19 protein-coding genes and 2 pseudogenes are annotated in these 25,197 nt (G+C 57.3%); 11 read left to right on the top strand and 10 right to left on the bottom strand.

The window, feature by feature from the left end; genetic code table 11:
* Nucleotides 1-99 precede the first annotated feature (99 nt).
* A complete protein-coding gene (locus tag KW840_RS14525; protein ID WP_218495875.1) occupies nt 100-708 on the bottom strand; it encodes a trimeric intracellular cation channel family protein in 609 nt (202 codons plus the stop codon).
* A gap of 463 nt (nt 709-1,171) precedes the next feature.
* Between KW840_RS14525 and gabP the strand changes: the two genes are divergently transcribed.
* From gabP to KW840_RS14500, 5 genes and pseudogenes are all read left to right on the top strand, one after another.
* The gene (gabP, locus tag KW840_RS14520) at nt 1,172-2,581 is read left to right on the top strand and encodes a GABA permease (protein ID WP_218495874.1); all 1,410 of its coding nucleotides are present in this window, start codon (nt 1,172-1,174) and stop codon (nt 2,579-2,581) included.
* A gap of 197 nt (nt 2,582-2,778) precedes the next feature.
* Nucleotides 2,779-3,543 (top strand): SDR family NAD(P)-dependent oxidoreductase, encoded by a 765-nt coding sequence (locus KW840_RS14515; RefSeq protein ID WP_090455167.1) that lies wholly within the window; start codon nt 2,779-2,781, stop codon nt 3,541-3,543.
* Between the two features lie 81 nt (nt 3,544-3,624).
* A complete protein-coding gene (gene eutH, locus KW840_RS14510; protein WP_218495873.1) occupies nt 3,625-4,857 on the top strand; it encodes an ethanolamine utilization protein EutH in 1,233 nt (410 codons plus the stop codon).
* A 114-nt stretch (nt 4,858-4,971) separates the two neighbouring features.
* A complete protein-coding gene (locus KW840_RS14505; RefSeq protein WP_154946424.1) occupies nt 4,972-5,775 on the top strand; it encodes a LuxR C-terminal-related transcriptional regulator in 804 nt (267 codons plus the stop codon).
* A 42-nt stretch (nt 5,776-5,817) separates the two neighbouring features.
* A pseudogene (locus tag KW840_RS14500) lies at nt 5,818-6,744 on the top strand (2-hydroxyacid dehydrogenase).
* A 161-nt stretch (nt 6,745-6,905) separates the two neighbouring features.
* Here KW840_RS14500 and KW840_RS14495 read toward each other — a convergent pair.
* On the bottom strand, nt 6,906-8,228 hold the full coding sequence (locus tag KW840_RS14495; protein WP_218495872.1) for a DUF1329 domain-containing protein: 1,323 nt from the start codon (nt 8,226-8,228) through the stop codon (nt 6,906-6,908).
* A gap of 330 nt (nt 8,229-8,558) precedes the next feature.
* Between KW840_RS14495 and KW840_RS28500 the strand changes: the two are divergent.
* Nucleotides 8,559-8,820: pseudogene (locus tag KW840_RS28500) on the top strand (hypothetical protein).
* 30 nt (nt 8,821-8,850) lie between these two features.
* Here the strand turns inward: KW840_RS28500 and KW840_RS14490 are convergent.
* Nucleotides 8,851-9,750 carry a LysR family transcriptional regulator gene (locus KW840_RS14490; RefSeq protein WP_218495870.1) on the bottom strand — a complete coding sequence of 300 codons (900 nt, stop codon included), beginning with the start codon at nt 9,748-9,750 and terminating at the stop codon, nt 8,851-8,853.
* A gap of 351 nt (nt 9,751-10,101) precedes the next feature.
* Here KW840_RS14490 and KW840_RS14485 point away from each other — a divergent pair, with 351 nt between their 5' ends.
* The 3 genes from KW840_RS14485 to KW840_RS14475 all read left to right on the top strand — a co-directional run bounded on the left by KW840_RS14485 (nt 10,102) and on the right by KW840_RS14475 (nt 12,909).
* On the top strand, nt 10,102-11,229 hold the full coding sequence (locus KW840_RS14485) for a Rieske 2Fe-2S domain-containing protein (protein WP_218495867.1): 1,128 nt from the start codon (nt 10,102-10,104) through the stop codon (nt 11,227-11,229).
* Between the two features lie 42 nt (nt 11,230-11,271).
* A complete protein-coding gene (locus tag KW840_RS29010) occupies nt 11,272-12,237 on the top strand; it encodes a Rieske 2Fe-2S domain-containing protein (protein ID WP_218495863.1) in 966 nt (321 codons plus the stop codon).
* A 240-nt stretch (nt 12,238-12,477) separates the two neighbouring features.
* Nucleotides 12,478-12,909 carry a GFA family protein gene (locus tag KW840_RS14475; RefSeq protein WP_218495859.1) on the top strand — a complete coding sequence of 144 codons (432 nt, stop codon included), beginning with the start codon at nt 12,478-12,480 and terminating at the stop codon, nt 12,907-12,909.
* Here KW840_RS14475 and KW840_RS14470 read toward each other — a convergent pair.
* Nucleotides 12,868-14,145, bottom strand: a complete 1,278-nt coding sequence (locus KW840_RS14470; RefSeq protein WP_371318466.1) for an MFS transporter — start codon at nt 14,143-14,145, stop codon at nt 12,868-12,870. The two genes, KW840_RS14475 and KW840_RS14470, sit on opposite strands and share 42 nt — an antisense overlap.
* Before the next feature lie 135 nt (nt 14,146-14,280).
* On the opposite strand from KW840_RS14470, the gene KW840_RS14465 reads away from it, so the two are divergent.
* Nucleotides 14,281-14,739: a helix-turn-helix domain-containing protein gene (locus tag KW840_RS14465; protein ID WP_218495856.1), complete on the top strand. Its 459-nt coding sequence runs from the start codon at nt 14,281-14,283 to the stop codon at nt 14,737-14,739.
* A 20-nt stretch (nt 14,740-14,759) separates the two neighbouring features.
* On the opposite strand, the gene KW840_RS14460 is transcribed toward KW840_RS14465, so the two are convergent.
* From KW840_RS14460 to KW840_RS14440, 5 genes are all read right to left on the bottom strand, one after another.
* The gene (locus KW840_RS14460) at nt 14,760-15,218 is read right to left on the bottom strand and encodes a metallophosphoesterase family protein (RefSeq protein ID WP_218496077.1); all 459 of its coding nucleotides are present in this window, start codon (nt 15,216-15,218) and stop codon (nt 14,760-14,762) included.
* A gap of 192 nt (nt 15,219-15,410) precedes the next feature.
* Nucleotides 15,411-16,487, bottom strand: a complete 1,077-nt coding sequence (locus tag KW840_RS14455; RefSeq protein WP_256353327.1) for a low specificity L-threonine aldolase — start codon at nt 16,485-16,487, stop codon at nt 15,411-15,413.
* Nucleotides 16,488-16,596: 109 nt separating this feature from the next.
* Nucleotides 16,597-17,412 (bottom strand): AraC family transcriptional regulator, encoded by an 816-nt coding sequence (locus tag KW840_RS14450; RefSeq protein WP_218495854.1) that lies wholly within the window; start codon nt 17,410-17,412, stop codon nt 16,597-16,599.
* Nucleotides 17,413-17,612: 200 nt separating this feature from the next.
* Nucleotides 17,613-18,068, bottom strand: a complete 456-nt coding sequence (locus KW840_RS14445; RefSeq protein ID WP_150813167.1) for a glycine zipper 2TM domain-containing protein — start codon at nt 18,066-18,068, stop codon at nt 17,613-17,615.
* Nucleotides 18,069-18,266: 198 nt separating this feature from the next.
* A complete protein-coding gene (locus KW840_RS14440; RefSeq protein WP_218495851.1) occupies nt 18,267-19,703 on the bottom strand; it encodes an FAD/NAD(P)-binding protein in 1,437 nt (478 codons plus the stop codon).
* 125 nt (nt 19,704-19,828) lie between these two features.
* Between KW840_RS14440 and KW840_RS14435 the strand changes: the two genes are divergently transcribed.
* Nucleotides 19,829-19,972 (top strand): hypothetical protein, encoded by a 144-nt coding sequence (locus KW840_RS14435; protein WP_371318465.1) that lies wholly within the window; start codon nt 19,829-19,831, stop codon nt 19,970-19,972.
* A gap of 85 nt (nt 19,973-20,057) precedes the next feature.
* On the opposite strand, the gene KW840_RS14430 is transcribed toward KW840_RS14435, so the two are convergent.
* A complete protein-coding gene (locus KW840_RS14430; protein WP_218495849.1) occupies nt 20,058-24,890 on the bottom strand; it encodes a M10 family metallopeptidase C-terminal domain-containing protein in 4,833 nt (1,610 codons plus the stop codon).
* Nucleotides 24,891-25,197 lie beyond the last annotated feature (307 nt).

Below are 25,197 nucleotides of genomic sequence, written 5' to 3'. Positions count from 1 at the left end.
ACATTGGGTTTAATCCTTGTAACGCATTCATTCGGTCTCGGCAATCAGGGCACCCTAGCGCTTCTATGGGGATTAGGGGCCGGTCTTGTCTTTGCTTTGCTAGCCCTGTTTGGTGGAGAAGATCGCCGGCATCTGGAGATGCTTGTAGATGGCGAGAAACCTCAAGCCGAAGGTAAAAATCAACGCAATCCAGCCGGCGATCCAGATCGAGGGGAATACGTTGCGCAGCAGAACATAGAGCGTGCATCCCAGCAAAATTGGCGTGGCATAAATGTCACGTGACATCAGCAGTGAGACTCTTCCGGCCAGGACATCCCGTGCGATGCCGCCTCCAATACTGGTCAGCACTCCCATCATCACTGCCAATGGCGCTGCGAGATGTAATGCCAGGACTTTCTCGGTAGCGGCCAATCCGAACAGCGCTGCAGCTAACCCATCGAGATAAAGCAACAGACGGTAACGCTGTTGTAGTCTTTTGGTCAGAAAAAACGCCAGGAGTGCTGCAAGCAAAGCGGCCCAAATGTAATTGAAGTCGGCAATCCAGAAGATCGGAAGATCCAGTAACAGATCGCGCAGGGTACCGCCGCCAATAGCCGTGATGATTCCGAGCACCACAGCACCAAACAAATCGACATCGGCTTTCTTGATGGCCAGCACACCTGTGATGGAAAACACCGCAATACCCAGCATTTCCTGAAGATAAAGCATCTTGTATTCCCTTCTCAGGTGACCCGGCGGTAGAACCGCGTTGATGAGTAAGACAATGCGAATTTCGACTTCGTTACATATAACAATAACTGAACTTTTAAAGGGCGTCTTTCTAAACTAGTGCCTTAGTGCAGGAAGTTTTTTATTGATGCGCTGGCGAGGCGTTGTGTCGCAAACAGATAAGCGAATGACGTACCCAGTCGATTCGGCGACTCAGGGCAAGCCGTAGCATCGTGGCCGTCATAAGGATTTGCATTGTGATGATTCTTAAAATTACAAGAGGTGCATTATGCATGACTATAAAACCCCAGATTTTTAAATCTCGTTCTTTCCAGCCTGACCCTCACGTTCCACAGCATTAGAAATACGCTGTTCTCAAAGTTCAGAGTTGATACTTGCAAACATATTTGCAAGTCACTGAATTGCGGCAGCTCGCCTCCAAAAAAATAACAAGGGCTCACTAATGTCAACTAACAGCAAACTAACAACGGATGACAATCTGGCCGCTGGCTTCAAACAGCGGCATGTCACCATGCTTTCCATTGCCGGCATCATCGGCGCGGGGCTTTTTATCGGCTCGGGCCACGCCATCGCGGCAGCCGGGCCATCAGCGATCGTCGCCTACGCCTTGGCGGGGCTGCTGGTGGTACTGGTGATGCGAATGCTCGGCGAGATGGCGGTCGCCAGTCCCGATACGGGCTCGTTTTCCACCTATGCCGACCGCGCCATCGGTCCCTGGGCCGGCTTTACCATTGGTTGGTTGTATTGGTGGTTCTGGGTGTTGGTGATTCCGCTTGAAGCCATTGCCGCTGGCGTTGTGCTCAACAGCTGGTTCCCTCAGGTCGAAACATGGGTGTTCGCGGTAGGCGTAACCGCTTTGCTCACCCTGACGAACCTCTTCAGCGTCGCCAAATACGGCGAATTCGAGTTCTGGTTCGCCATGGTCAAGGTGATAGCCATCGTCTCCTTCATTGCGCTTGGAGCCTGTGCCATTGCTGGGGTTTTACCCGGTCGGGAAGTCAGCGGTGTCAGTCGTCTAGTGACTGAGTTCGGCGGTTTCATGCCCAACGGCTGGGAAGCCATCATCGGCGCGTTGCTGACCACCATGTTCAGTTTCGTCGGCACGGAAGCGGTCACTATCGCTGCAGCGGAATCGAAGGATCCGGCTAAAAATATCGCCCGGGCGACCAAGTCGGTCATCTGGCGAATCTGCATTTTCTACCTGCTCTCGATTTTTGTGATCATTTCCGTGGTGCCATGGAATGACCCGTTGCTGCCAGTGCAAGGGTCGTATCAGCGAGCGTTGGAGATCATGAATGTACCCTTCGCGAAAACCATCGTTGATATTGTGGTGTTGTTTGCCGTTGCCAGTTGCTTGAACTCCGCGATCTACATCTCCTCCCGAATGGTCTACTCGCTGAGCAAGCGTAATGAAGCGCCTGGCTTTCTACAGCGCACGTCATCGGCCGGCGTACCGCGGGGTGCCGTGATCGCCAGTACGGTAATCGGTATCGCCACAACAGCATTGAATTTCTTTGCACCGTCGCAGGTGTTCGCGTTCCTGCTCGCCAGTTCCGGTGCTATTGCCCTGCTGGTGTATCTGGTGATTGCGTTCTCACAATTGCGCATGCGAGCGAAGCTGGAAAAATCCAGTTCCCGGATCGAATTCAAGATGTGGTTGTTCCCTTGGCTGACGTGGCTGGTCATCGGTTTTATCGTTTTCGCCTTGGGCGTCATGGTCGCGATGCCCGCGCACCGTAGCGAGGTGCTTTCTACCGGGGCCTTGACGATCGTGATCATCGCATTGGGGCTGATGAATACTCGTCGTCACGCCCAAAAGACGGTCTGGTCGTCCGCTTCAGCAAAGTCGTAATTCATTAGAGATTGAACCCCCTGATTGAGCAGCGACGGCAAGCCAGTCGTCGCTGCTCGATGTCTTTCAGTACTAAAAAACAAGTAAAAACAATAGGTTGAAGTCTTGTATATCGGTCGATATATGGACGTGTCCTGTCGCTGGCACTTAGCTTGAAATCGCAAACTTCACTTCGATTTCAATAAGGAAAACCAAAAATGGGTCGACTGGTAGGCAAAGTAGCGTTGATCAGTGGTGGGGCAGGGGGTTGTGGCCTGGCCGTTTCGGAATTGTTTGCCAGGGAGGGCGCGAAGGTCGCGATCCTGGATCTGCCAACCAGCCAGGGCGAAGCGGTCGCCGCGCGGATTAACGCGGCTGGCGGCGTAGCCTGTTTCCTGCCTGCGGATGTGTCGGTGGCCGATCAGGTCAATCGCGCTGTCAGGCAAGCCGAGGAGCGCTTTGGCGCCATTACGGTGTTGATGAACCATGCCGGGACGATTTCCGCCGGGCCGTTCCTGGAAACCAGCGAGGCCGACTGGGATCGCCTGATGAGCATCAACGTCAAGAGCATGTTCCTCGTCACCAAGGCTGTCCTGCCGGGGATGATCGAGTCGGGCGGTGGCAGCATCATCTGCACCTCTTCTATCTCCGGTGTGGTCGGTACGCCCATGGAAGTCTTGTACTGCACCACCAAAGGGGCCTGCCATATGTTCTCGCGGGCCATCTCGGTCGAGTACCGCGATCGAAACATTCGCAGCAATGCCATTTGCCCTGGGTTTATCAGTACCGCCCATGGCCAGCGCGAGCTTGATCTGCTTCGCCGGTTTGGCGTGGACGCTAGCGACGAGGCAATCGGGGCGATGCAGGGGCGTCTGTGTGAGCCCGGCGAGGTGGCATCTGCGGCTCTGTTCCTGGCCAGCGATGATTCAAGCTTCGTCAACGGCACGCATCTTTTCGTCGATAACGGATACACCGCGCTCTGAGCCGGAACACTGACCACCAAAAATAAAATCGTTTGCACCTGAATTCTGCCAAACAAAAACTCTTAAATAGCAGAGGCAGCAATGGAACATATAGGTACGTATGTCATTTATATCATCATGGTGTGCGCCGTTATTGGCGGCATAGCCTCCATCGTCAATGCAGAGTCCGAACTCGGAAAGGAATTCAACGCAGGTATCCACAGCATTGGACCGATCTTCCTGCCTGTGGCAGGGATCATGGCCGCCATCCCCTTCATCTCCAGTTTCATAAGCCAGGTCCTGGCTCCGATGTTTCTCGCCATGGGCGCGGATGCGGGTATCGCCGGGCCGATATTCATCGCCTCTGATCTGGGTGGGTATCAATTGGCTCATGCCCTGTCACAAAGCCCCGAAGGCTGGATCCTGGGGCTGATAACCGGGTTCCAGTCCGGCTCGACCGTGATCTTCGTCATCCCCGTTGGCCTTGCGATGCTCAACAAGGCCGATCACAAGTACATGGCGCTAGGCATCATGGCGGGCCTGCTGAGCATTCCGATCAGCATCATCATTATTGCAATGGGCATGCAGTTTCTTGGACTGGGTGTAAGGCCGGACATTGCCACGGCGGGCGAGGCCACTCAGGCATTGCATTTCAATCTTGGCATGCTGGTTCAGAACCTGATGCCGTTGATTCTGTTCTGCGGTGCACTGGCCGCCGCATTGCGCTACTTCCCGAACCTGATGGTGCTGTTGTTCTTGAGGCTTGGTCAGGTCGTATACGGTGTCGTGACCCTGGTATTGGTGGCCTCGATCGTCGAGTACTTCACCTCGTTCTTCAGTTCGGTATTCGGCACTTGGGGTTTCGCCCCCATCATTGCCGACAAGGAAGATCAATTCCGGGCGCTCGAAATCGCAGGTTATGTCGGCATCATGTTGTGCGGTGCCTTCCCGATGGTCTACCTGATCAAGCGTTTCCTTTCAAAGCCCATAGAGAAAGTGGCCGCTGTATTGGGGCTTTCTCCTATGGGCGCGGCAGGTCTGCTCGCGGCTTCGGCTAACATACTGGCGATGTTCCGCTTGGTGGCCGATATGCCGCCCAAGGACAAAGTACTGGTGATTGCCTTTTCCGTTTGTGCAGCGTTCACCTTTGGCGACCATCTGGCTTACTCCGCCAACTTCCAGCCTTCGCTCATTCTTCCCCTGATCATCGGCAAACTCAGCGGCGGCCTGATCGGCATGATGCTTGCCTATTGGCTTGCGGTGCCCAAGGCGCTGGAACTGGGCGAGAAGGACATCAAGGAGAGTGGACTTGGCGCTGCCCCTGAGTTGACCTGAGACCTGCGGTTCCCGGGTTGAGTTCGAAGTCACGCACGATGGCCTGGCATGCTGTCGTGCGTTTACATTTGCGCCATTGGGAAGTTCCATTTTTGCAGAACAAGTGTGGTCAATATGAAAGCCAGTGACGCGAAAATGCTCTCAACCCTGATCAGTGCCGTGGGCTCGGAGCGGATGGGCGCGTCCATTGATTCAGCGCTGAGAAGTATCCTGGGCTTCGATATGAGCTGCGGCTATCTGTTCCGCTTCAATCACCCGCCCATCCTGATACACAACGGGTACAACAAGTCGGTGCCGGAGAAAACGCTGAATGCCTACATTCGAGGCGGCTACCTGCTAGACCCGTTCTATGTCGCTTGCATCAATAATCATCCAGCCGGCCTCTGGCGGATGAGGGATTTGGCACCCGACAGTTTCTTTTCTTCGGGGTTTTCAATCTCCAAGGATCTGCATCCCTGCGTGTCGTCCGAGCATGGCACGCTGATAGAAGAAATTGGCTTCATCATTCCCGTCCAGGCACGAGTCGCCATCGTTTATTCGATGATGAGGAACCTCAGGAATGGAGCCTTCCTGACCGGGGAAATGAATGCGCTGGAAACACTGGCACCGGTTATCAATTCGTTGCTGGAACTGCATTGCCGGCTCAAGCACAGCGATTTTTACATGGGCTCGGAAAGTACCGAGGCGAGATCCGAAGATGCGTTCGTTCACATCCTCCAGGGACAGCTTACGGAGACCCAGCGCTATATCGCGAAACTGATCCTGCAAGGCCATAGCAATACGTCGATTGCCGCCGTGCTGAACATATCGGAAGGCACCGTGAAGGTTCACAAGCACAATATTTACCAGCGCCTCGATATTTCCACGAACGCCGAGCTTTTTCGGCGGTTCATCAACTATCTGACGGGGCCACTCTGAAAAAACAGTGGTTGCTTCCCGATTGCGGACAAGGAGCTTTCAATGTGCATCCTGTACATGGCAGACCCGGCCGATGCGCAGAAGTGGCGTGATTGCCTGTCATCGATGGCGCCTGAACTGGAGTTCCGCGCATGGCCTGATGCAGGTAACCCGGCAGAGGTGCGTTACCTCCTGGCCTGGGAGCCTCTCCCCAAATTTGCTGATCAGTTTTGCAATCTTCGAGTCCTTTACGCTGCGGGGGCTGGCGTCGATCAGTTCGATCTGACCGGTTTGGCGGCAGGGGTCTCGCTCGTCCGACTGGTTGATGACTCGATGGCCGGCATCATGGCCGAGTATGTTTTGTTTGCCGTCCTTGCCCTGCATCGAGACATCCTCGCGTATCAGCAGGATCAACGCGAAGGACGCTGGCAACCCAGGCCAATCGTGCTTGCTTCGCAGCGGCGAGTTGGCGTCATGGGGCTTGGTAATCTGGGGCGAGCTGCGCTTGTTTGTCTTCAACCATTGGGATTTCAACTCAGTGGCTGGAATCGCTCCTTGAAGGATGTTCCTGGAGGGCGTTGTTATGTCGGACCTGGGCAACTGGGTGAGTTTTTAGCTTAGTGCGACATCGTTGTGAACATGTTGCCGCTGACCCCCGAAACAAAGGGCATGCTCAATGCTGCAACGCTAGCTCGACTGCCTCAGGGAGCGGGGCTGATCAACGTGGGGCGTGGTGCCCACCTGGTTGAGCAAGATCTGCTTGCAGCGCTCAATGAAGGTCGCGTGGGAGGCGCAGTGCTGGACGTCCTGGCACAGGAACCTGCGTCCCCGGGCAACCCTTTTTGGAAACACCCTCGAGTACTGTTGACCCCGCACATCGCGAGTGATGTGCAGATTGAAGGGGGTGTGGCAGTGATCGTCGAGAACCTTCAGAGAGAGCGAGAGGGTAGACCATTCTTGAATGAGGTTGATCGTTTCAAGGGTTATTAGAGTCCCGTTTTTCAAGGACAAACGCTACGGTTGGCCTGTTGCAATCGCTCCATATCTGCACGAAAACATTCACCCGAAGTCTCAAGCCCCCTGGTTCTTTTGAACCTGGGGGCTTTGTTATTCATCGGTCATGGATGATCGGGAGTTGCTTCGCCGCGGACCTAACGGATACCGGCACCCGCCATGGATTCTGGCACCCACTGCGCCGTCGATAGCGGCTCGATGTAGCGGATGCCGCCATGGGGGCCCACCACGCCATTGATGTTGTAGGTGCCTTTGGACAGGTCGTAAGTCATGAAAGGGGTGGCGTCCGGGACCTGCTGGTCGTAGCTCTGGCTGAAGAACGCGAAGGAGCCTCGGTATAGCTGGCCACTGGTGTCGTACTGATCGGAGGCCACCGCGGCCCAGGTGTCTTCATCCAGGTAGAAGCGGCGCTTCTGGTAGATGTGCTTCGCCCCCGGCTTGAGGTTGCCCTCCACGACGTAGACACGGTGCTTTTCCCAGCGTACGAAGTCCGGGGAAATGAAGTCAGGCGTGGTCAGCGACTTGGCAGCGCGAGCGTAGGTGAGTTTGTAAGTGTTGTAGGGCACGATCATTTCCTGCTTGCCCACCAGCGTCCAGTCGTACAGCTCGAGTGCACGAGCGGTACCGGGGTTGGGGGTGTCGTAGGCCAGGATCGAGATCTGTTTGACGCGGCGCTGGGCAGGCATGTACTGCCAGGCGCGGCCAGGGAACTCCGCCGGGTTGGTCGCGTTCTTGAGCATGATCGATTCGCCGGCTCGGCGCGCAGGTCCGGTATAGGACAGCTTCAACTGATAGTAGATGTCGGAGCTGTTGAACGGTTTCGACAGGTTCTCGTAGATCGGGAAGGAGACGAATGCCTCGCCGGTGACCGCCAGGCTCGGTACACCCGCCGTGTCGACGCTCCAGGAGTCGTACTTGGAGTGGATGTTGACGCCCTGGTAGCGCAGCAGGAAATTCCACATCGCTTCGGCGCCGGATTGCGGAATCGGGAAAGGCACCCCGGGCATCACATTGTCGATGGCGATCCCGCCGTTGAGGGACCTGGCGTTGGTGGCATTTCTGCGGCTGTTGTCCAGTACCGCCTGTGGGAGCGATGCCGTGCGGTGGGTCGGATAGACGTCGACGCGAAAGGCGGGGTAGCGCTTGGCCAACGCTACAGTGGTGGCGGTCAGCATGCCTTTGTAAGCGTCGACGTTCTTGCCGTTGATCACCAGCAACGGTCTTTCGCCCGCGAAGGGGTCCGGGCGCATACTGTCGCCGGTCTTGAAACCGGGCGGCGCAGTGGTCAGGCCACCGTTGTAGGGCGGAATGGAACCGTCGGCATTACCGGCCTTTTCGGCTCCCACCCACGTCAGGCTGGTGCCCAGCCGGGCGGCTTCCTGGCTCGATACATAGGCGTGGGCATCGATCGCCAGCGCCATGAGGGGTACGGCAGCCAGAAGACTTTTCACGAATTTCATATTGTTATTCTCCTGCCTGGCGTACCAGGCAACTCGTGACTCAGGCGCAGCAGTCGCTTACGTCGACTCATCACCAGAGACTTTTTCAGTACTGCCATTAGATAGCCCCCTTATCAGGGGCGCTTTTCATTCGACGACAGCCCCTTGGCTATTGATGACAGGCCCGGGCTGTCTCGGCGGGCATTCGATGGGACAGTGACTGTCACTTGTTTGTATTTTTCAGCGGAATCATTGGGTTACCGAATGGTCATAGCTATGTCTGAACACTGCCCGGACGAAGGTTTCGAGCAGCCATGACCCTTCCATACTTCCGACGTTTAGGACGTTCATATGAATCGCGCAGTAATCTTGATCGTGGCCATTTCCAGCGCCGTCTTGTTGGGAGGGTGCGGCCCGCACTGGGATGACGGAGAGCGGTACGGGCGATATCACGATCATGACCATCGACGTGGTTACGAGCAGAGAGGGGGACGATGATCGAGGTTATGACCGTGACTATGATCGTCGTGACTATGATCGCAGTGACTATGATCGCAGTGACTATGATCGCGATCACCGTCGCTACCGTGATCGCGATGACAACGACGACTGATAGGTTCAACGTCATTGAAATGCAGGGGGGCTAGTGGGGAGCTGCTGTGAATCCTGGCCCACCGCAGAGTTTGTGCCTGAGGCTGGAGAACAGAACATCGAACATCTCTTTCTTGCAGGCATCAAGCGGAATCGCTTCGAGTGATAGAAGCCAGAGATCCGATCCTTGCCCTGTCCCCGTCATGAATCCCGGAAGTTGAACAAGCCCTGGGTCAGATTCGGCAAATGCTTGCCACATAAGCGCGACACTTTGACCCGCTTGAGTCGCCGCCTTGAGCGCAGCCCAGGAGTCTACCCAGCTACCGGTCCGGGCGTCCTCCTTGAGATTACGGGTCATCCAGCTTGCCAGCATGCAGCCGTTCATGTCTTCAGACCACCCAACCCAGGTTGAGTGCTCCGGGTCCACACTGGGCCGAGGGGGGCTCGCGGCGCCATAAACCGCGAGTGACAATCTACCCAGGCAAAGCCCTGTCAAATACTCAGGCCTTGCCCTCAAAACGCCCAGGGCAATGTCAGCTTTACGTTGGGTCAGAGCGATTCCCGGGTCACGCACGCTCGAGACTTCAACGGTGACTTCGGCATGGGTCTGTTGAAAGCGCATGATTTCGGGGAGCAAGTCGCTGCCTAGTTCTGCTGCGACGGCAACACGAACATGCCCTTCCAGTGCGCCTTGATGCTTGACGAGTGTCGTTGACAACTGCGTGACATGTTTTTCGAGTTGCTTAGCACACTTCAAGACTTTAATGCCTACTTCAGTCGGATGATAACCGGATGCCGATTGTTTGAAGAGTGGACTGCCGATGCGTTTTTCCAGTGCTTCGACACGACGACCTACGGTTGTTCGATTAACCCCCAAAGCTTTTGCGCCTCCCAAATAGGAGCCAGCTTCAACGGCGGCGAGGAAATAACGTAGATCGTCCCAGTCCAGCATTCTCGATGCTCCTTTTTGTTCTAATAGTGTTGGATCGTGCAACCCGATCATCCCCCCTCAAATACGGTTTTTACTTGTACCTGATCAATATCAAGTTGAAGGGGTGGCAAGGCTGTGCATAAAAGCACATATGAGTGCAGCGATCAACCATCTGGAAAAACCCGTAACTCAAAGTGGCCTCATGGCGCGCGCGGCGTATACCTGTATTAAAGCAACTTGGCTGCGGAGTGCGAGAATGCACTGTTGCGTGCAAATTTGATCCTTTACACCGAGTTCTCGCACTACTAGTTTTCTTCATATTCATCTGTGTAGCAGCTGGCCTTGGATGTGAACTTCAATAGGGGAAGGAAGATGGTTGATTTTGCACGGATAATCTCGAAGTTGCCCGATCGGTATGCACGTGGCTGGCATTGTTTTGGGCTCGAAAGAAATATCAAGCGGGGCGAAATAACTTCTCTTGAGGCCTTTGGGACAGAACTGGTGGCGTTCCGTGGTGAGGACGGACAGATTCGGGTTTTCGATGCTTACTGCCCGCATATGGGGGCGAATCTGGCAAACGGAACCGTCAAGGGAAATACCTTGGAATGTCCCTTTCACTCATGGCAGTGGGGTGATGGCGGTTACTGCGAAAAGATTCCTTACTGCGAAAAAATCCCGCCTAAAGCGAGAATTCGGCAGTGGGAAAGCATGGTCGAAAACGAGCTTCTGTTTATCTGGCACGATCACGAAGGTCAGGGACCGATTGTTGAACAGAAAATTCCGGCACACAGATGTTGTATTGAAGATGGCTGGTCGGACTGGGCCGTTATCAGCAAGCCCGCGAATACCAACTGCCGGGAACTGATCGACAACCTTGCCGACGTGTATCACTTTGAACCTGTCCACGGCTCACCCGTTAGTAGCTACCTTAATGTTTCGCAAGGACATACATACTGCCAGATGCTGACGGGCGGAAATCAGTTGATTGGTACGGGCGACTCACTCCGTAGTATTGCCTATTATTATGGGCCATCCTATGTAATAGCGGACATGGAAGCCGAGATGTGGGGTTATAAGCTCGAATGCATCATGATGATCGGTAACGTCCCCATTAATCATGATCGCTTCATGATGCACTTCGGGATGAAAGTGAGGGCGCTGGAATGCTTGTCTTTTTCGGAGAATCAAAAGCTCATTGCTGAATACATTGCCAACGGGCAGGAAACTTTCTTTCAGGATCTACGTATCTGGGATAACAAAAAACGCGTGGACAATCCAATTCTCTGCGGCGGTGACGGGCCGGTATATCAGTTGCGCGAATGGTATGACCAGTTTTATCTGGACCGCGAGCAAGTACCTCACAAGTCCGTCGAGAAAAGAGTGTTTGTTTCTCGCGAAAGAGAGGATACGGCGCAATGGCTTTTGGATGTTCATGGTGTCGGGCTCGATGGCCAGGCAGTGAGCCAAAGGGAGGGGGTGCTGTCTGGTTCTGACGCATAGGGTGATGCGCAAAAAAAACAATAAAAGCCTGGAGATACAACCGTGAAAAAAGACTTTTTTTCAGAACGTTTTCCCAAAGGATGGTTTGGCGTGCTCTTTTCAAGTGAGCTTGCCGCAGGGGAAATAAAATCGTTCAAGTACTTCAATCGAGATTACGTGGCTTTTCGGGGTGAGAACGAGGAAGTAGCGATACTCGATGCGCATTGCCCTCACCTTGGAGCCCACCTTGGAGGCGGCAGTTGCGTAGGAAATACCATTCGCTGTCCCTTCCACGGGTGGCAGTTCGATCAGGAGGGAAAGTGCACTTCCATACCCTACTCGGAGCGTATTCCACCCAAGGCAAGGGAAGGCGCTCTGAAATGGCATCATGTACGCGAGCTCAACCAGATGATTCACCTCTGGTTCGATCCTGAAGGTGGCGAGCCCGAGTGGGAGGTTCCACGGTCAGCCGAAATGAGCGGGGAGGAGGGCTGGACACGTTGGTACTTCAAGCGCTGGAGGATCAAGACCCAGGGTAAGGAAATCATAGAAAACCTGGTAGATACTCCGCACTTCGCCATCGTTCACCAGTCGCCCATCGACAAGATCACCGTTGAGTACGACAAGCACATCGCGCGGCAGATCTCCTTGATTGGCCATCACCCCACACTAGGCAGTCAACTGGAGACGATGGCCACCTACTTTGGACCCGGCGTGATGCACGTTGAAATGCAGGGTACCCACGAAAGCCGCCAGGTTAACTTCCATACGCCGGTCGATCACGAGAGTCTGGACCTTTGCTACGGATTGAAGCTGCGCCATGATCGTGCGATTGAGGATATTGACGCCATTGCCGAGGAATACGCCGGGTTTGCCCATAAGGCGTTCTACGAGGACGTCGAAATCTGGGAGAACAAGGTTTATCGCGAGTCTCCGCTGTTGTGTCAGGCGGACGGACAACTGTTCGAATTGAGAAAGTGGTATCGACAGTTTTTTGTTGATGCGCCACCTCAAGCCAACATTGCCTGATGGCTGGGCCCATCCATAGACAGCAATACAAGAACGCCACTCGATAGAGTGGCGTTACTTTGTCTGGGCCGGTTGCTGCACCCCATAGGGAACCCGGATACTGTCGGCATGGCCTGCGTCGGCAACGACGATTGCCAAGCCGACATGGCAATAAGGGGCCAGTAAAAGGACAGCCCCCTTTTCCAGTACCAACCCACTAACCGGCAAATACGGATGAAGCATTTTTCAAGGGAGATACTCATGGCATCAGGGCAATGTCTTTGCGGGGCGGTACGTTTTTCCCTGGCGGTTGAACCCCGATTTTTCTATCGCTGCCATTGCACCCTGTGCCGCAAGCAAACCGGGGTTGGCCATAATCTTGCCACGCTGGTCAACGCTCGCGACTTCCGGTGGGAGGAAGGGCAAGGGACGATCACGGGGTGGCGCAAACCCAGCGGGTACAGAAATGACTTTTGCTCACGATGTGGCTCGACCGTGCCTAATGTTCTTCGCGAAACGCCTTACTACTGGATTCCGCTTGGACTTCTCGATGGCGAGTTGAGCATGGAGTGTGTTGGAGATTTCTGCACCGATGATGCTATGTCGTGGGATGAACAACGCTCGGCAAAAAGTCATTGCGCAGCCCCGGATTCACTGGGGTTTCTTCTGCATGAGTTGCAGGTCAATGCTTGACTCAGGCGCATGGTCGGCTTTGGGACCCGTTGACAGTTGGAAGGTGAACAACCACAGCACCAGGGCCGTCACACTGATCGAAGCGCCCAGCAAGCTGACGGCAACCCACCCCCATAGCGCATAAACCTGCGTCGCGGCGGCGGCACCCAGCGCGCTGCCCACCGAGTAAAAGCACATGTAGGCGCCGACCATGCGGCTATGGGCGTCGGGCCGTGCCGCGAAAATCAGGCTCTGGTTGGTGACGTGTACGGCCTGCACAGCGAAGTCGAGCAAGACCACTCCACAAACCAGCGCGATCAGTGACGACTGTGCAAAGGCGATGGGCAGCCAGGACAGCGTCAGGATCGCCAGCGAAATGCCGGTGACGCGTTGCCCCAAACCCTGGTCGGCCCAGCGCCCGGATCTTCTGGCCGCAAGGGCGCCGGCGACGCCCGCCAGGCCAAACAGGCCGATGACCGTGTGCGAAAGCGACAGTGGTGGGGCGCTCAACGGCAGCACCATGGATGTCCAAAGCACGGAAAAAGCGGCGAAGATCAACAAGGCCAGCAGGCCCCTGATGCGCAACACCGGTTCGGTCATGAACAGCGTGAAGAGCGAGCGGATGAGTGTCGGATAGGTGTATCGACTGCGTGGCGTCACTGCCGCAGGCAACACTTTCCAGAACACCGCTGCGAGGGTCAGCATCAATCCCGAGGAAACGAAATACACGGCGCGCCAGCCCGCCAGATCGGCGATCAGCCCGGAGGTGAAGCGCGCCAGAAGAATGCCCAGGACAATGCCACTGGTGACGGTTCCCACGGCCTGGCCACGTTGTGACGGCGTTGCCAGCGCGGCGGTGCAGGCCACCAGCACTTGAACCATCACGGCCAGCAAACCCACGGCGATCATGGCCCCCAACAGGGTCAGCCATTGCTGTGCGGCGCCGACTCCCGCCAGCGCAATCGCAGACAGCAGCATTTGCGTCAGAATCTGCCCTTTTCGGTTTAACAAGTCGCCCAGAGGGACGATGAACAGCAACCCCAGCGCGTAACCGACTTGAGTCGCCGTCACCACAAACCCGACCATTGATGGGGCAACATCAAGGCTGCGGGCCATTGAATCGAGTAAAGGTTGTGCGAAGTAGACGTTGGCGACGGCAAGCGCGCAGGTGACAGAAAATAGAAACGTGAGTTGCGCAGACAGCCCCGAAGCCTGCGCGAGGAAAGGATGGGTGGCTGAATCGGTATCTGCTTTCACGTGAGCCTCCGTGGCGCTAAACTGGTTTCAATTAGCAACTGGATTCATTGTTGTCGAATCAGGTTTCATATTGCAACCACATTGCTCAAGACCGGTCGACGGACTTGGCAGTCGTTATCCAAAAAGGTAAACACGATGGTCGTAGACCCTTCATCGCCAAGCAGCGAATGCCCGGTAGCACGAACACTGGAAGCTATCGGGGATCGGTGGTCATTCATGATCATTCGCGACGCGTTTGACGACATTCGCCGATTCAGCGAATTTCAAAAAAGCCTGGGGGTGGCCAGGAACATTCTGGCATCGCGCCTGAAGACGTTGGTTGAGGTCGGTGTATTCGACGTTCAACCGGCGTCGGATGGAAGTGCCTACAAGGAATACGTCCTGACGGAGAAAGGGCGTGAGATCTTTCCTGTGGTGGTCAGTATGAGGCAGTGGGGCGAACGGTTTCTGTTCACGGGGGACGAGACGCGTTCAGTGCTGTTGGACAATGAGTACGGCCAGTCCCTGATGCCGATTGAAGTTCGCTCCTCGAGCGGCCAAAAACTCGGACCGTCCGACTGCCACAGAGTGAGGGTGGTTGCCGGCGAGTCGTGAATCGAACGGTTGAGGGCGACTCAGTCGAGCAGCGATACCAGTCGCGGTTCGATTGACTGGTCAACCACTTCAAGCAACGCCAGGGTGACAGGCAACTTGAAGCGTCGGCGCCCGGCACTGCCGGGATTCAGGAATAGCCGTTCACCGCGCCAGTCGATGCACGGTTTGTGCGAATGACCGGTGATCACCAGCTTGATGCGGCTATCAAGATCGGCCGCCACGTCGGCGATGTCATGCACCAGCAGCACCGTCCAGCCGTTGAACTCCAGGTGCAGACAATCGGGCAACCCCCGCGCCCAGGATGCGTCCAGGTCAGTGTTGCCCCGCACCGCATCCACCGGCGCGATCGCGGCCAATTGGTCGAGGATCGCCTCGCTACCGATGTCACCCGCGTGAAGGATGCGATCACAGCCTTGCAGGGCGGCAATGGCTTCGGGGCGGAGCAAACCGTGGGTGTCGGAGATGACGCCGATTTTCATCGCGGGCGGCTCGAGATGCATTCTGCTTCCAGGCTCAAGCGGATGTCTCCTGTGCTGAGCATTGTTGAGCGAAGCAGTCAATTCAACCACATCGAAGCCGGGCCCGGGCGGTAAATGACATCGAAGGCGTAAACTCCGCTTTGGCGGCTGCTCATTGAAACCAGAGCGAGCACAGCCGCCACTTGCGATCAACTAACGTTCTTGTGGCTGGTCAGCAGCTCGCCTTACCTGGTTCAACAGGTGATCGACATCCTCGGCGGTGGTCGCGAACGAGGTGACAAAGCGAACGACATTCGGTCCCCAGCGGTCATGGTAGAACCCGAAGCCGGCCTTCAGCAGCGCATCGATCATTGCCGAGTCCAGCCGGCAGAACAGGATATTCGCCTCGGTACCGCCGAGCACCTCGACGCCACCCAGGCCATCAAGCCCTTGCGCCAGGCGCTGGGCGGCAGCGTTGGCCTTGCGCGCATTGCGCAGCCAGAGGTCGTCTGTCAGGTACGCATCGATCTGCGCCGACAGAAAACGCATCTTGGAAGAGAGATGGCCTGCACGCTTGCGGCGGTAATTCATCTCGGTGGCAAGGGAGGTGTTGAACAGGACGATGGCTTCCGCCGCCAGCACGCCGTTCTTGGTGGCACCGAACGACAGGGCATCCACGCCGGCCTTCCACGTCATCTCGGCCGGGGAGCAGCCAAGCGACACCAGGGCGTTGGCAAAGCGCGATCCATCCATATGCAATCCCAGGGAAGAGGACTTGCAGACGTCACCAATGGCTGCGATTTCATCCAGGGTGTAGATGCTGCCGACCTCAGTGGCCTGAGTGATGCTGACGCAGGCGGGCTGGGTTGTGTGTACGTCGCCGACTTTTTCGCGAGTGCGCTCGCGCAATCGGACGATATCCAGCTTGGCCGCCGGGCCGTCGACGGTCATCAGCTTCGCGCCGTTGGAAAAGAACTCGGGCGCGCCGCATTCATCGTTGTTGATATGGCTGGCCGGGTGGCAGTAGATGTTGCCCCAGGGTGGTGTCATCGCACTCAGGCACAGGGCGTTGGCGGCGGTGCCGGTGGGCACGAGAAAGACCTCCAAGTCGCGCTCGAAGATCTCGCAGAACTTGCGCTTGAGCTGTGCCGTCAACTCGTCGGTGCCATAGGGACCCGCCTGGCCCGAACTGTGTTTGACGAGGGCTTGTGCCACCTCCGGCGATGCACCGGCGATGTTGTCACTTGAAAAACCCAGCGCGGGCGGTCTGCTTGTTTCACCGTTCATCATCCAGTTCTCGGCTGCGCAGGCGAAGGTGTTTCGCCCGGATTGGCGCATCCTATGGAGGGGGACGGTTGTTGCGCTTGTAAAAAATTGACGCTCGCCGATGGTCGACGGCCTAAGTCCTGTAGCGCGATGGCGCGACGCCGAATGCCTGCCGAAAGGCGCGGTTGAAATGGCTTTGATCGTAGAAGCCGACGGCGTGGGCGACATCGATGATCGGTTGCGCGCTGCCAGACAGCAGGCCACACGCCCGTTCGAGACGCAGGCGAAGCAGCCATGCGTGGGGCGTCATGCCGATGGTCCGCTTGAACTGCTTGAGAAACGGGAAACGCCCCAGCCCACATAGTCCGGCGAGATCATCGAGGGTGATTCGCTCATCGATGTGGCTGAAACAATAGTCCCTGACGCGAGACCATTGCAGGGGTGATAGCGAGCCGGTAATCGTTTCGGGCTTGATTGCCCGTGACTGGCTCAACAGCTGTTCAAGGAGGGTGAACCATTGCGTCTGCACCGCGAGGCTGCCGGGGCCAACGGCCTGCTGCATCGCTTCGTGCAAACCGCGCAGGTTGCCGGCAAGCCCCGTGTCTTCGAGCAACACACCGGCCAATTCAAGCTCTTTCGGTTGACCGCTGATCTCCTCGGCCAGGCTCGCGACCAGCGCCTGGGATAGACGGAATGTCTTGAGCGTATAAGCGCCGCCGTCTTCGGATACACCGTCGTGGATTTCACCCGGCGGCATCAGGGCAACACTTCCCGGCCCCAAAAGAAACGACTCGCCTTTCGCTCGATGACGCTGGATGCCTTCGGTGACAAAACCAATGTGGAAATCGAGGTGGTAATGGCGATCGAAGCCGACATCCGCAAAACGTGCGGACCCCAGCACCAGGCCTGGTACTTCGGACACGTGATGGTACTTGGCTTGCTCAGTCATGAAACCCGTTCAACAATCGGCGAGGAGGGCGATAGACTCAAAGTTTAAGTGCGCAAGAGGTATAGATCCATGGGTTGCCAGCAATTGGCCTGAGGTCGTGCATGAGTCATTGAGTGTCAACCCAACTCGCTCGCCATGAGGATGTTGCGCAGCAAGTGACGACGGCTCATTTGTCCGCTGCGCAACGCCCGGTAGCCGTCCTAGCTTTGTGGTACCACTCGCGCTTCGTTTCCGGCACCCTCGACGTACACGTTCATGCCTTTTCTCAGCGTCGGGTTGATCGGCTGCGTTACCGAAACCAGTACGCCGCTCTGGGTGCGAACGATGATCTGCTGTGCGTCCACAGGCTGATCATATTTTTTCTTTTCGACGTAGTTGCCGCCTGCCGCCCCCGCGAGGGCACCGGCGACCATCGCCACATCCCGGCCGGTACCCTGGCCGATCAGGCTACCCAGGCCGAGACCGCCAATACCGCCCAAGATGGCACCGACGCCGCTATCGTGATTGGTCTGCATCTGGGTCTGTGTGATCTGCTCGATTTTCCCCGAGCGGATCTCCATCTCGCCAGCGCCTCCGCTCCCGGCTCCCACCGCGGCACAGCCGCCAAGCAACAGACCAAAAAGCGAAATCGTCAACCAGGAAGCGATTGTTTTCATCGTCGAACTCCATTTTCAGAGGAAGTGGATCATGCAAACGCATCCAATGACGTTAGACGAAAAAGTCCGGTTCATGCGCTTGTCTGGCTGTGCAAGGCGTTTGAGGTCGAGAAAGCGCGCCAGCGCACGACCAGGATGGCCACTGATCCGCCCATGCTCACGAAAAAGGCGGCAGGTGTACTGGTTGACTCCAGTCGCTCAGGACTCTTGCGCCAAACCTGCTACGGCCTGCAGGAGCCTGGGCATGTTTTCCAGGGCCTTTTTCCTGGCTTCAGTAAATCGGTTCAACACGGCAAGCTTTTCAGGATCCCCCTCCTGCAGGCTTCTCAGCACTGTCGGCAAAAGGTGCAGATGGCACTGCGCAAGCCAGTTGGACAACCCCGCGTGGCTCTTCCATTGCCGCTGATTGCCCAGATAAGCGGCCCACATCCTGACCCAGTCCACCGGTGAGCGTGGCAGCGGGACAAACCCACATAGTTGATTCATCTGCATCTGATCGTCGAGGTGGCTTTCCACGTATGCGATGACTGCGGCGCTGAACAGAATCTGATAACTGCTGACTGTCACCAGGTTGATGCGATTGCCATCAAACGCTTTCACGCTTCCCTCAGGAATAATCGGGACAGCGCTTGCGCTGCAGTCGATGTAAAGGGCGTCGGGATCTCCAGCGATGCTGCCCCTTTCGAGGGAGATACGGCTGGCTTCTATCGCGCACACCCGCCCCAGGCGCACTACATTGGTTATGCGCCGTAGCGCACGCAACTCAGCCTGTGAAATGGTCGCAGCACGGAAGGCGGTGGGTTCGACGGCTTGATCGATGCGCAGCAGTTCGCCGACACTTTCGAGCCTGAGGAACAGGTCCGGGATCGAATCTGCCGCACCTATTGCTTCGAACTGGTTCGCGAGGCTACCGATCGTTCGTACAACATTCTCCTGGCCGGGTTGAAAGTTGGCGCGATCCAACAGCCAGGGGGCGTTTGGAACGATCCATTGAATCCTGCCTGGTGCCACGCCATTCTGCAGCAGCCACAGACAGGCATCGATGCCGGTCTTTCCTCCCCCCACCACCACGTAACGCAAGTAAGGCTGTCCGATCTTTGGCAAGTCGTTGAGCGGTACGCACCGTATACCGGGCTCTATCCGGTAATGCGGAGGATGGGTCGAAGGAACGGCTGCCTGTGCAATAGTCGCATCCACCAGCTTCCTTCGGACCTGGACAGCATTACGTTCGCCGGTGAGCAGGGAAGTGATGCAATGACTATCGGTGCGATCACCTTCGTAGTTGTGCATCGGAAAATATCGCACCCGACCTGACGGCAAGAATCGATGATGCATAAGCTGATCGAAGTAACTGACAATCTCGGCGCCTGAGGCCAATTCATACAAGCCACCGCCCCATTCGGATTCGTCCTTCTGGCCGGAGCCCAACTCGCAGGAGTTAACGCCATAGAAGGCTGACGGCTGGTGCAAGCGGACGAACGAGTAGGCATCGTTCCAGTGTCCACCAGGTTGAGCGTGTCGATCCACCATCAGCACACTCGCATCCGACTGATCGAGCAATGTATCGACGAAGGCCATGGCTGTTGCCCCCGCGCCGATGACCAGATAATCCGTTGCCATGGTGGATGTGTTCATAGGTGCGCCCTGATGAAAGTTGAAAATACTCCTCCATCGAATCAGGCTAGTTGTTTTCGCTTGTCGCAAAAGAACAGTTGTTCCTTGCCGACATAGCCAACAGATTTAAAGACTCTCTAAATACCATGTCGACACTGGAAAGCGGTCAGCTGGTCACTGTGCTGGACGATTACATTGACCGCCAGGTCGTCCTCTGGATGCTGTGGCCAGCCAGCCGTTATGCCTCGCCCAAGTTGCGCGTGTTCATTGACTGCATGAGTGCGCACTAGCGCATCTGATCGTTTACGCCTGCAGGTTCAGTATCACCCTTGTCTGACCGGCATCAGGGCGAACCCGCTCCCGCAGGGTGTGGGCTTAACCCAAGGCTGTGAAATCGCTGGCGTGCAGCTCCTGGACGCCCACCAGTTGGATTTCGAACTCGGGGGTGGCGTCGGCGTTGACACTGCCCTGGAGAATGCCATTGGCAAAGCGCAGTTGACCGGTGGCGTTGGCAGGGTCAAAGGCATTGCTGCCGATGAAGGTGAAGGTGTCGACAGCGGTGGTCAGCGGGTTGGCGTCCAGGCCGGTGAAATCCAGAAGATCGCCCTCGGTGCTCTTGAAACCGTTGATCACATCGCGCAAAGCCCCGACGCCCATGTCCGACAGCGCACTGAACGCGAAGGTATCCGCGCCAGTGCCACCGATGAGGTTGTCGGTGCCTGTACCGCCGATCAGCCGGTCATCGCCCGAACCACCCACCAGCGAATCGTTGCCCGCACCACCGTTCAGAACGTTCGCGGCGCTGTTGCCCGAGAGACTGTCGGCGTAGGCGCTTCCCGTCAGGTTTTCGCAGAATTTCAAGGTATCGAGCCCGGAACCCGTGGTGTTTTGTTGCGCTGACGTCGAGAGGTTTACGGTAACGCCGGACAGGGCGCGCTCAAAAGACACCGTGTCATTGCCATCGCGTCCGTCCAGCACGTTGTTGCCGGCTCCGGCGAACAGCGTGTTGTCCAGCGCGTTGCCCGTGCCATTGGCGGCGCCAGTGCTATCGACATACAGATGTTCAACGTTATTGCTGAGGGTAAAGGCCGCCAGGCTGCTGTGCACACTGTCGACTCCTCCAGGCGCCGCACTGCTGTTGGTCTCGATCACGGTGTCATCGGCGTTGTCGACATGATAGGTGTCGTTGCCATCGCCGCCGCTCATGCTGTCGGCCCCTGCGGCACCGTCGAGTACGTTATTGGCGGCATTGCCGGTGATGAAATTGTGCCGCTCATTGCCGGTGCCGTTGATGTCCGACACGCCGGTGAGCACCAGGTTCTCGAGATTGGCGCCCAGGGTCCAACTGACCGAGGTCTGCACCGTATCGATCTGTGAGGTCGAGGTGCTGGTTTCCACCACGCGATCGAACGCGTTATCGACCACATAGACGTCGTTGCCATTGCCACCGGTCATGGTGTCGGCGCCCAGGCCGCCATCCAGCGTGTCGTTGCCCGAGCTGCCCGCCAGGGTATCCGCCTGGTCGGTACCGGAAATCATGTTCCGGGCGTTGTCGAAAATGTCCTGCACGCTGTTGTTGTCGTTGGGGTTGCCCTGGAAGCCAAGGTCATTGGCAATGTAGTCGGCCAGGCGCTGGCCGACGATCTCCGCCGACTCCTCGTGCAGGTGCCAGACGTCGTCGGGATACGCCAGCGGATCGACTTCGTGGCGCAAGGGGAGGTCGGTGTAGTCCACCGCCAGCTTGACGTCGGCGCGCTCGGCGGCGATGGCTTCCTGGGCTGCGCGTACATAACCACCCCCCTCGACGATGGAGGCAATTTTCTCCTCCGAATAACCACGGGCACGCGCTGCGTCCTGTTCGTAGTGACCGGTTTCCATCATGTACACGCTGAAGTTGCCGAACTGGGCATGCAGGTAATCAAACACCTTCAGGGTCGCGGCCTTGTACGCCGCTGCTGCCGCTGCTTTGTCCGTGGCTCTGGCGATCTCCTGGGCTGCTTCCTCGCCCTGGCCCCAAATGATGCCCATGGTGACGTTACTGATCGATTGCAGTTCGCTGAGCTGACCCCGCAGCAGCGTCACGGCGCGCAACAACGCGGCCCCGGGCTGGTTGGTGTCGGTCAGCCACCAGCACAACTCGAGTTCCCCGGCGCTCAGCGTCGACAGGCCGGTGACCGTGCTGCCGCCCACCGCGATGTCGATACCGTTGCCATCGGCATCGGTGAACTGGCTACGCACGTCATAGGGGGAGTAGCGGTCCAGGTCGTTGACCAGCATCGAGGTGCCGGACTGACCGTCGTCCTCCGTCATGCGCAGCAGGCGCGCATTGGATTGGCCGAGGGTGGGCAGATAGAGGATGTCCTGCCGGGTGCTCTCGCCGAACACGAAGTCGCTGGCGGTCAGGGTGTTGAGGTAGTTGCCGAAGAGCGCGATTTCAAAACGATTGCCATCGGCATCCGTTTCGGCGGACTTGATGTAGGTCTTGTCGCCGGCCGCGTTGAGGGTGATGTACAACGTGCCATTGCTGCCATCGCCGAGGCCGAGAAAGCCCAGGCCCGAAACATCGATCTTGTCGACGCCGGCGGTGAAGTCATAAATCGTGTCGGTGGCCGTGACACCGCCGCTGTCGTAGTCGCGGTAGCTGTCGAGCACGTTGGTGTAGCGGAAGGTGTCGGCACCGTCGCCGCCGTACAGTGAGTCGCGTCCGGCGCCGCCGTCGACGGTGTCGGCGCCAGTGCCGGCCTTGATCGTGTCGTTGCCACCGAGGCCAAGGATCAGGTCGGCACCCGCCGTGCCGTTGAGGGTTTCGGCATTGTTGGTGCCGGTGACGGTGTTGGCGGGCGCATCGGCCACCGCCAGGGCGAAGCTATCGCTGACCGATGCACCGGCCGGGTCCGTGGCTCTGACCAGCACGTTGTAATTACCGGACGCGGTGCTGGTCGGCGTGCCGGTGAAGGTCAGGTTGCTGGCATTGAAGCTCAGCCACGCGGGCAGGGCGCTGCCATCGGCCAGGGTGGCGGTGTAGCTGAGGCTGTCATTGTCCGGATCGGTGAAGCTGGTGGCCGGCACCACGTAGCTGAACACGGTGTTTTCGGTGGCGTTCTGATCCAGCAGCGGCGTGGTCAGCACCGGCGCCTGGTTGGTCGGTGACGATGTGGCGAAGATGAAATTGGCGTTGGTCAGCTTGTTGAGGTAGTTGCCGTCCAGTGCCACTTCGAAGCGGTTGCCATTGGCGTCGGCGGTCAGGGACTTGATGTAAGTCTTGGTGCCGGCACTGTTGAGCACCACGTACACGGTGTTGTTCTTGCCATCCCCCAGGCCGGTGAAACCCATGGCCGAGAGGTCGATCTTGTCGGCGGTGACATCGAAATCGGTGATCAGGTCACCAAGGTTGGCACCGCCGGTGTTGTAGTTACGGTAACTGTCCAGGCGACTGGAAAACACGAACGTGTCCGCCCCGGCACCGCCGGTGAGGGTGTCCATGCCGGCGCCGCCGTCGAGTTTGTCGTCGCCCGCGCCGCCACTGAGGCTGTCGTTGCCCGCCAGACCGAGCAGGGTGTCGGCCGAATCGCTGCCCAACAGCGAGTCGCTGCCGCTGGTGCCGGTGATCACCCGATTAAAGATGAAGTTATTGGCCGTCAGGGTGCTGGTCAGGTTGCCCGAGAGGATCAGCTCGAAACGATTGCCACTGGCGTCGGCGTCGTAGTCCTTGATGTAGGTGCGGTCGCTGCTGGCGCTGTAGCTGACCTGCAGGGTGCCACCACGGCCATTGCCCAGGCCTGTGAAGCCGAGGCCGGCGAGGTCGATCTTGTCCTGGGTGACGTCGAAGTCGGTGATGGTGTCATCAAAGCTTGTGGTCGCGTTGCGGTAACTGTCGGACTGAGCGGCGAAACGGAACGTATCGGCGCCGGTACCGCCGGTGAGTTTGTCGATGCCTGCTCCACCCACCAGAATGTCGCCACCGGCCCCGCCATTGAGGGTGTCGTTGCCGGCAACACCGTAGAAAATCTCGCTGGCGGCGCTGCCCAGCAGGGTGTCATTGCCAGCCGTACCTTGCACGGTGGTCATCGGCACCGTGGCGCTGACGTAGCTGCCGTCGCCATAGACCAGCGTGGCACCGTTGCTGGTGTGGCTGATGGTGTTGCCGATGATGGCGTTGCGATCAGTGCCGTCTTCATTGCGCTCTGCAACGCCATAGGTCGACAGGTTGCTGCCGGTGATGAGGTTGCCCTGGATGGTGTTATCGCTGCCGTTGAAGTACTTGCCGGATACGCCCAGGGTGTCGTCGTAGGACTGGATGATGATCTCCGGTACGGGGCTGCCCAGGGAATTGTTGTTGAGCGTGTTGTCGATGATCTTGACGTGGTTGCTGCCGTAGATGCGGACCCCGGCGCTGGCGTTGTCGTGGATGTCGACGCCACTGACGGTCACCTCGCTGGACAGTTTGATCAGCACCCCTTCGGCGCCGTTGCCGTACACCTCGCCACCGGTGATGGTGATGTTGCTGGGGGAGGGGATATCCTCGCTGCCGCGCTGCACCACGATGCCAGTGCCGCCGTTGTTGTAGGCAACGTTATTGGTGAGTGTGAAGTCGTGGGTGCTGGTAACGATGTTGAAACCGTGCCGGTCGTTGTCGTAGGCGACGTTGTTTTCGAAGGTGCTGTCGCTGAGGAAGTCGGCAACGAAACCGTCCAGGCCGTTGCCGTGGGACACGCTGTTGCTGATGACCATGTTCACGGTCTGCTCGTGGGGGTCGAAACCGTACCCGGAGCAATCCTTGATCTCGACGCTGTCGAGGGTGACGTTGGAGTCGTAGCCCGCTTCGCCTGGAATGTAGCCGTTGAACCAACCGTCGATCTTGCCCGTGGTGTTGTCACGGTTGCCGTCGATGGTGAGGTTGCTGACGCCAAAGTCGTGGGTTTGCTCGCCATAGGCGGAGCGGATGACTCCGGTGATCTTGGTGTCGGAGCCGTCAGCCACCTTGACGGTGGTTGCGCCCATGCCGTCGCCGTACAGGTAGACGTTGCTCTTGAGCATCAGGCAGCCGTCGGAGGGTTCCTCACCTCCCGAAACGATGTAAGTTCCGGTCGGCATGTACACCTGCCCCCCGCCTGCAGCGGCCGCCGCGTCAATTGCATTTTGTATCGCCGCCGTATCGTCAGTGATGCCATCTCCCTTGGCGCCAAAATTTTGTACATTAAAAATCATGAGTTTATCTCCGTATCAGGCGAAAACCTCGGCAGATGCCAATATTCCATCGGCAGCTACCGTGTTATGACCCAACGGAGCGCAAAAGTTGTGACCGCATATCGGGGAAGCGTCAAAAAACAGATCAAACTGATTAGCGGTTATGAAATGTTTCGGGGAAATAACGGTTTGTTGACGACCGCTCAGGTAGCGAGTCCGCAGTGGACCGGGTGGCTCGCGCAGCGGATGGCGCTGAAAAAAAGCTTAAAAGACCGAGACCTTGTATAGGGTTCCGCCTGGCAGCCGAAGGGGCCGCCAGGTGAACGCT

It is taken from the genome of Pseudomonas sp. PDM30, assembly GCF_019218985.1.
Classification (GTDB): Bacteria; Pseudomonadota; Gammaproteobacteria; order Pseudomonadales; family Pseudomonadaceae; genus Aquipseudomonas; species Aquipseudomonas jessenii.
The sequence above is the reverse complement of the archived record's forward strand: the minus strand, read 5'-3'. Positions and strand labels throughout refer to the sequence as shown.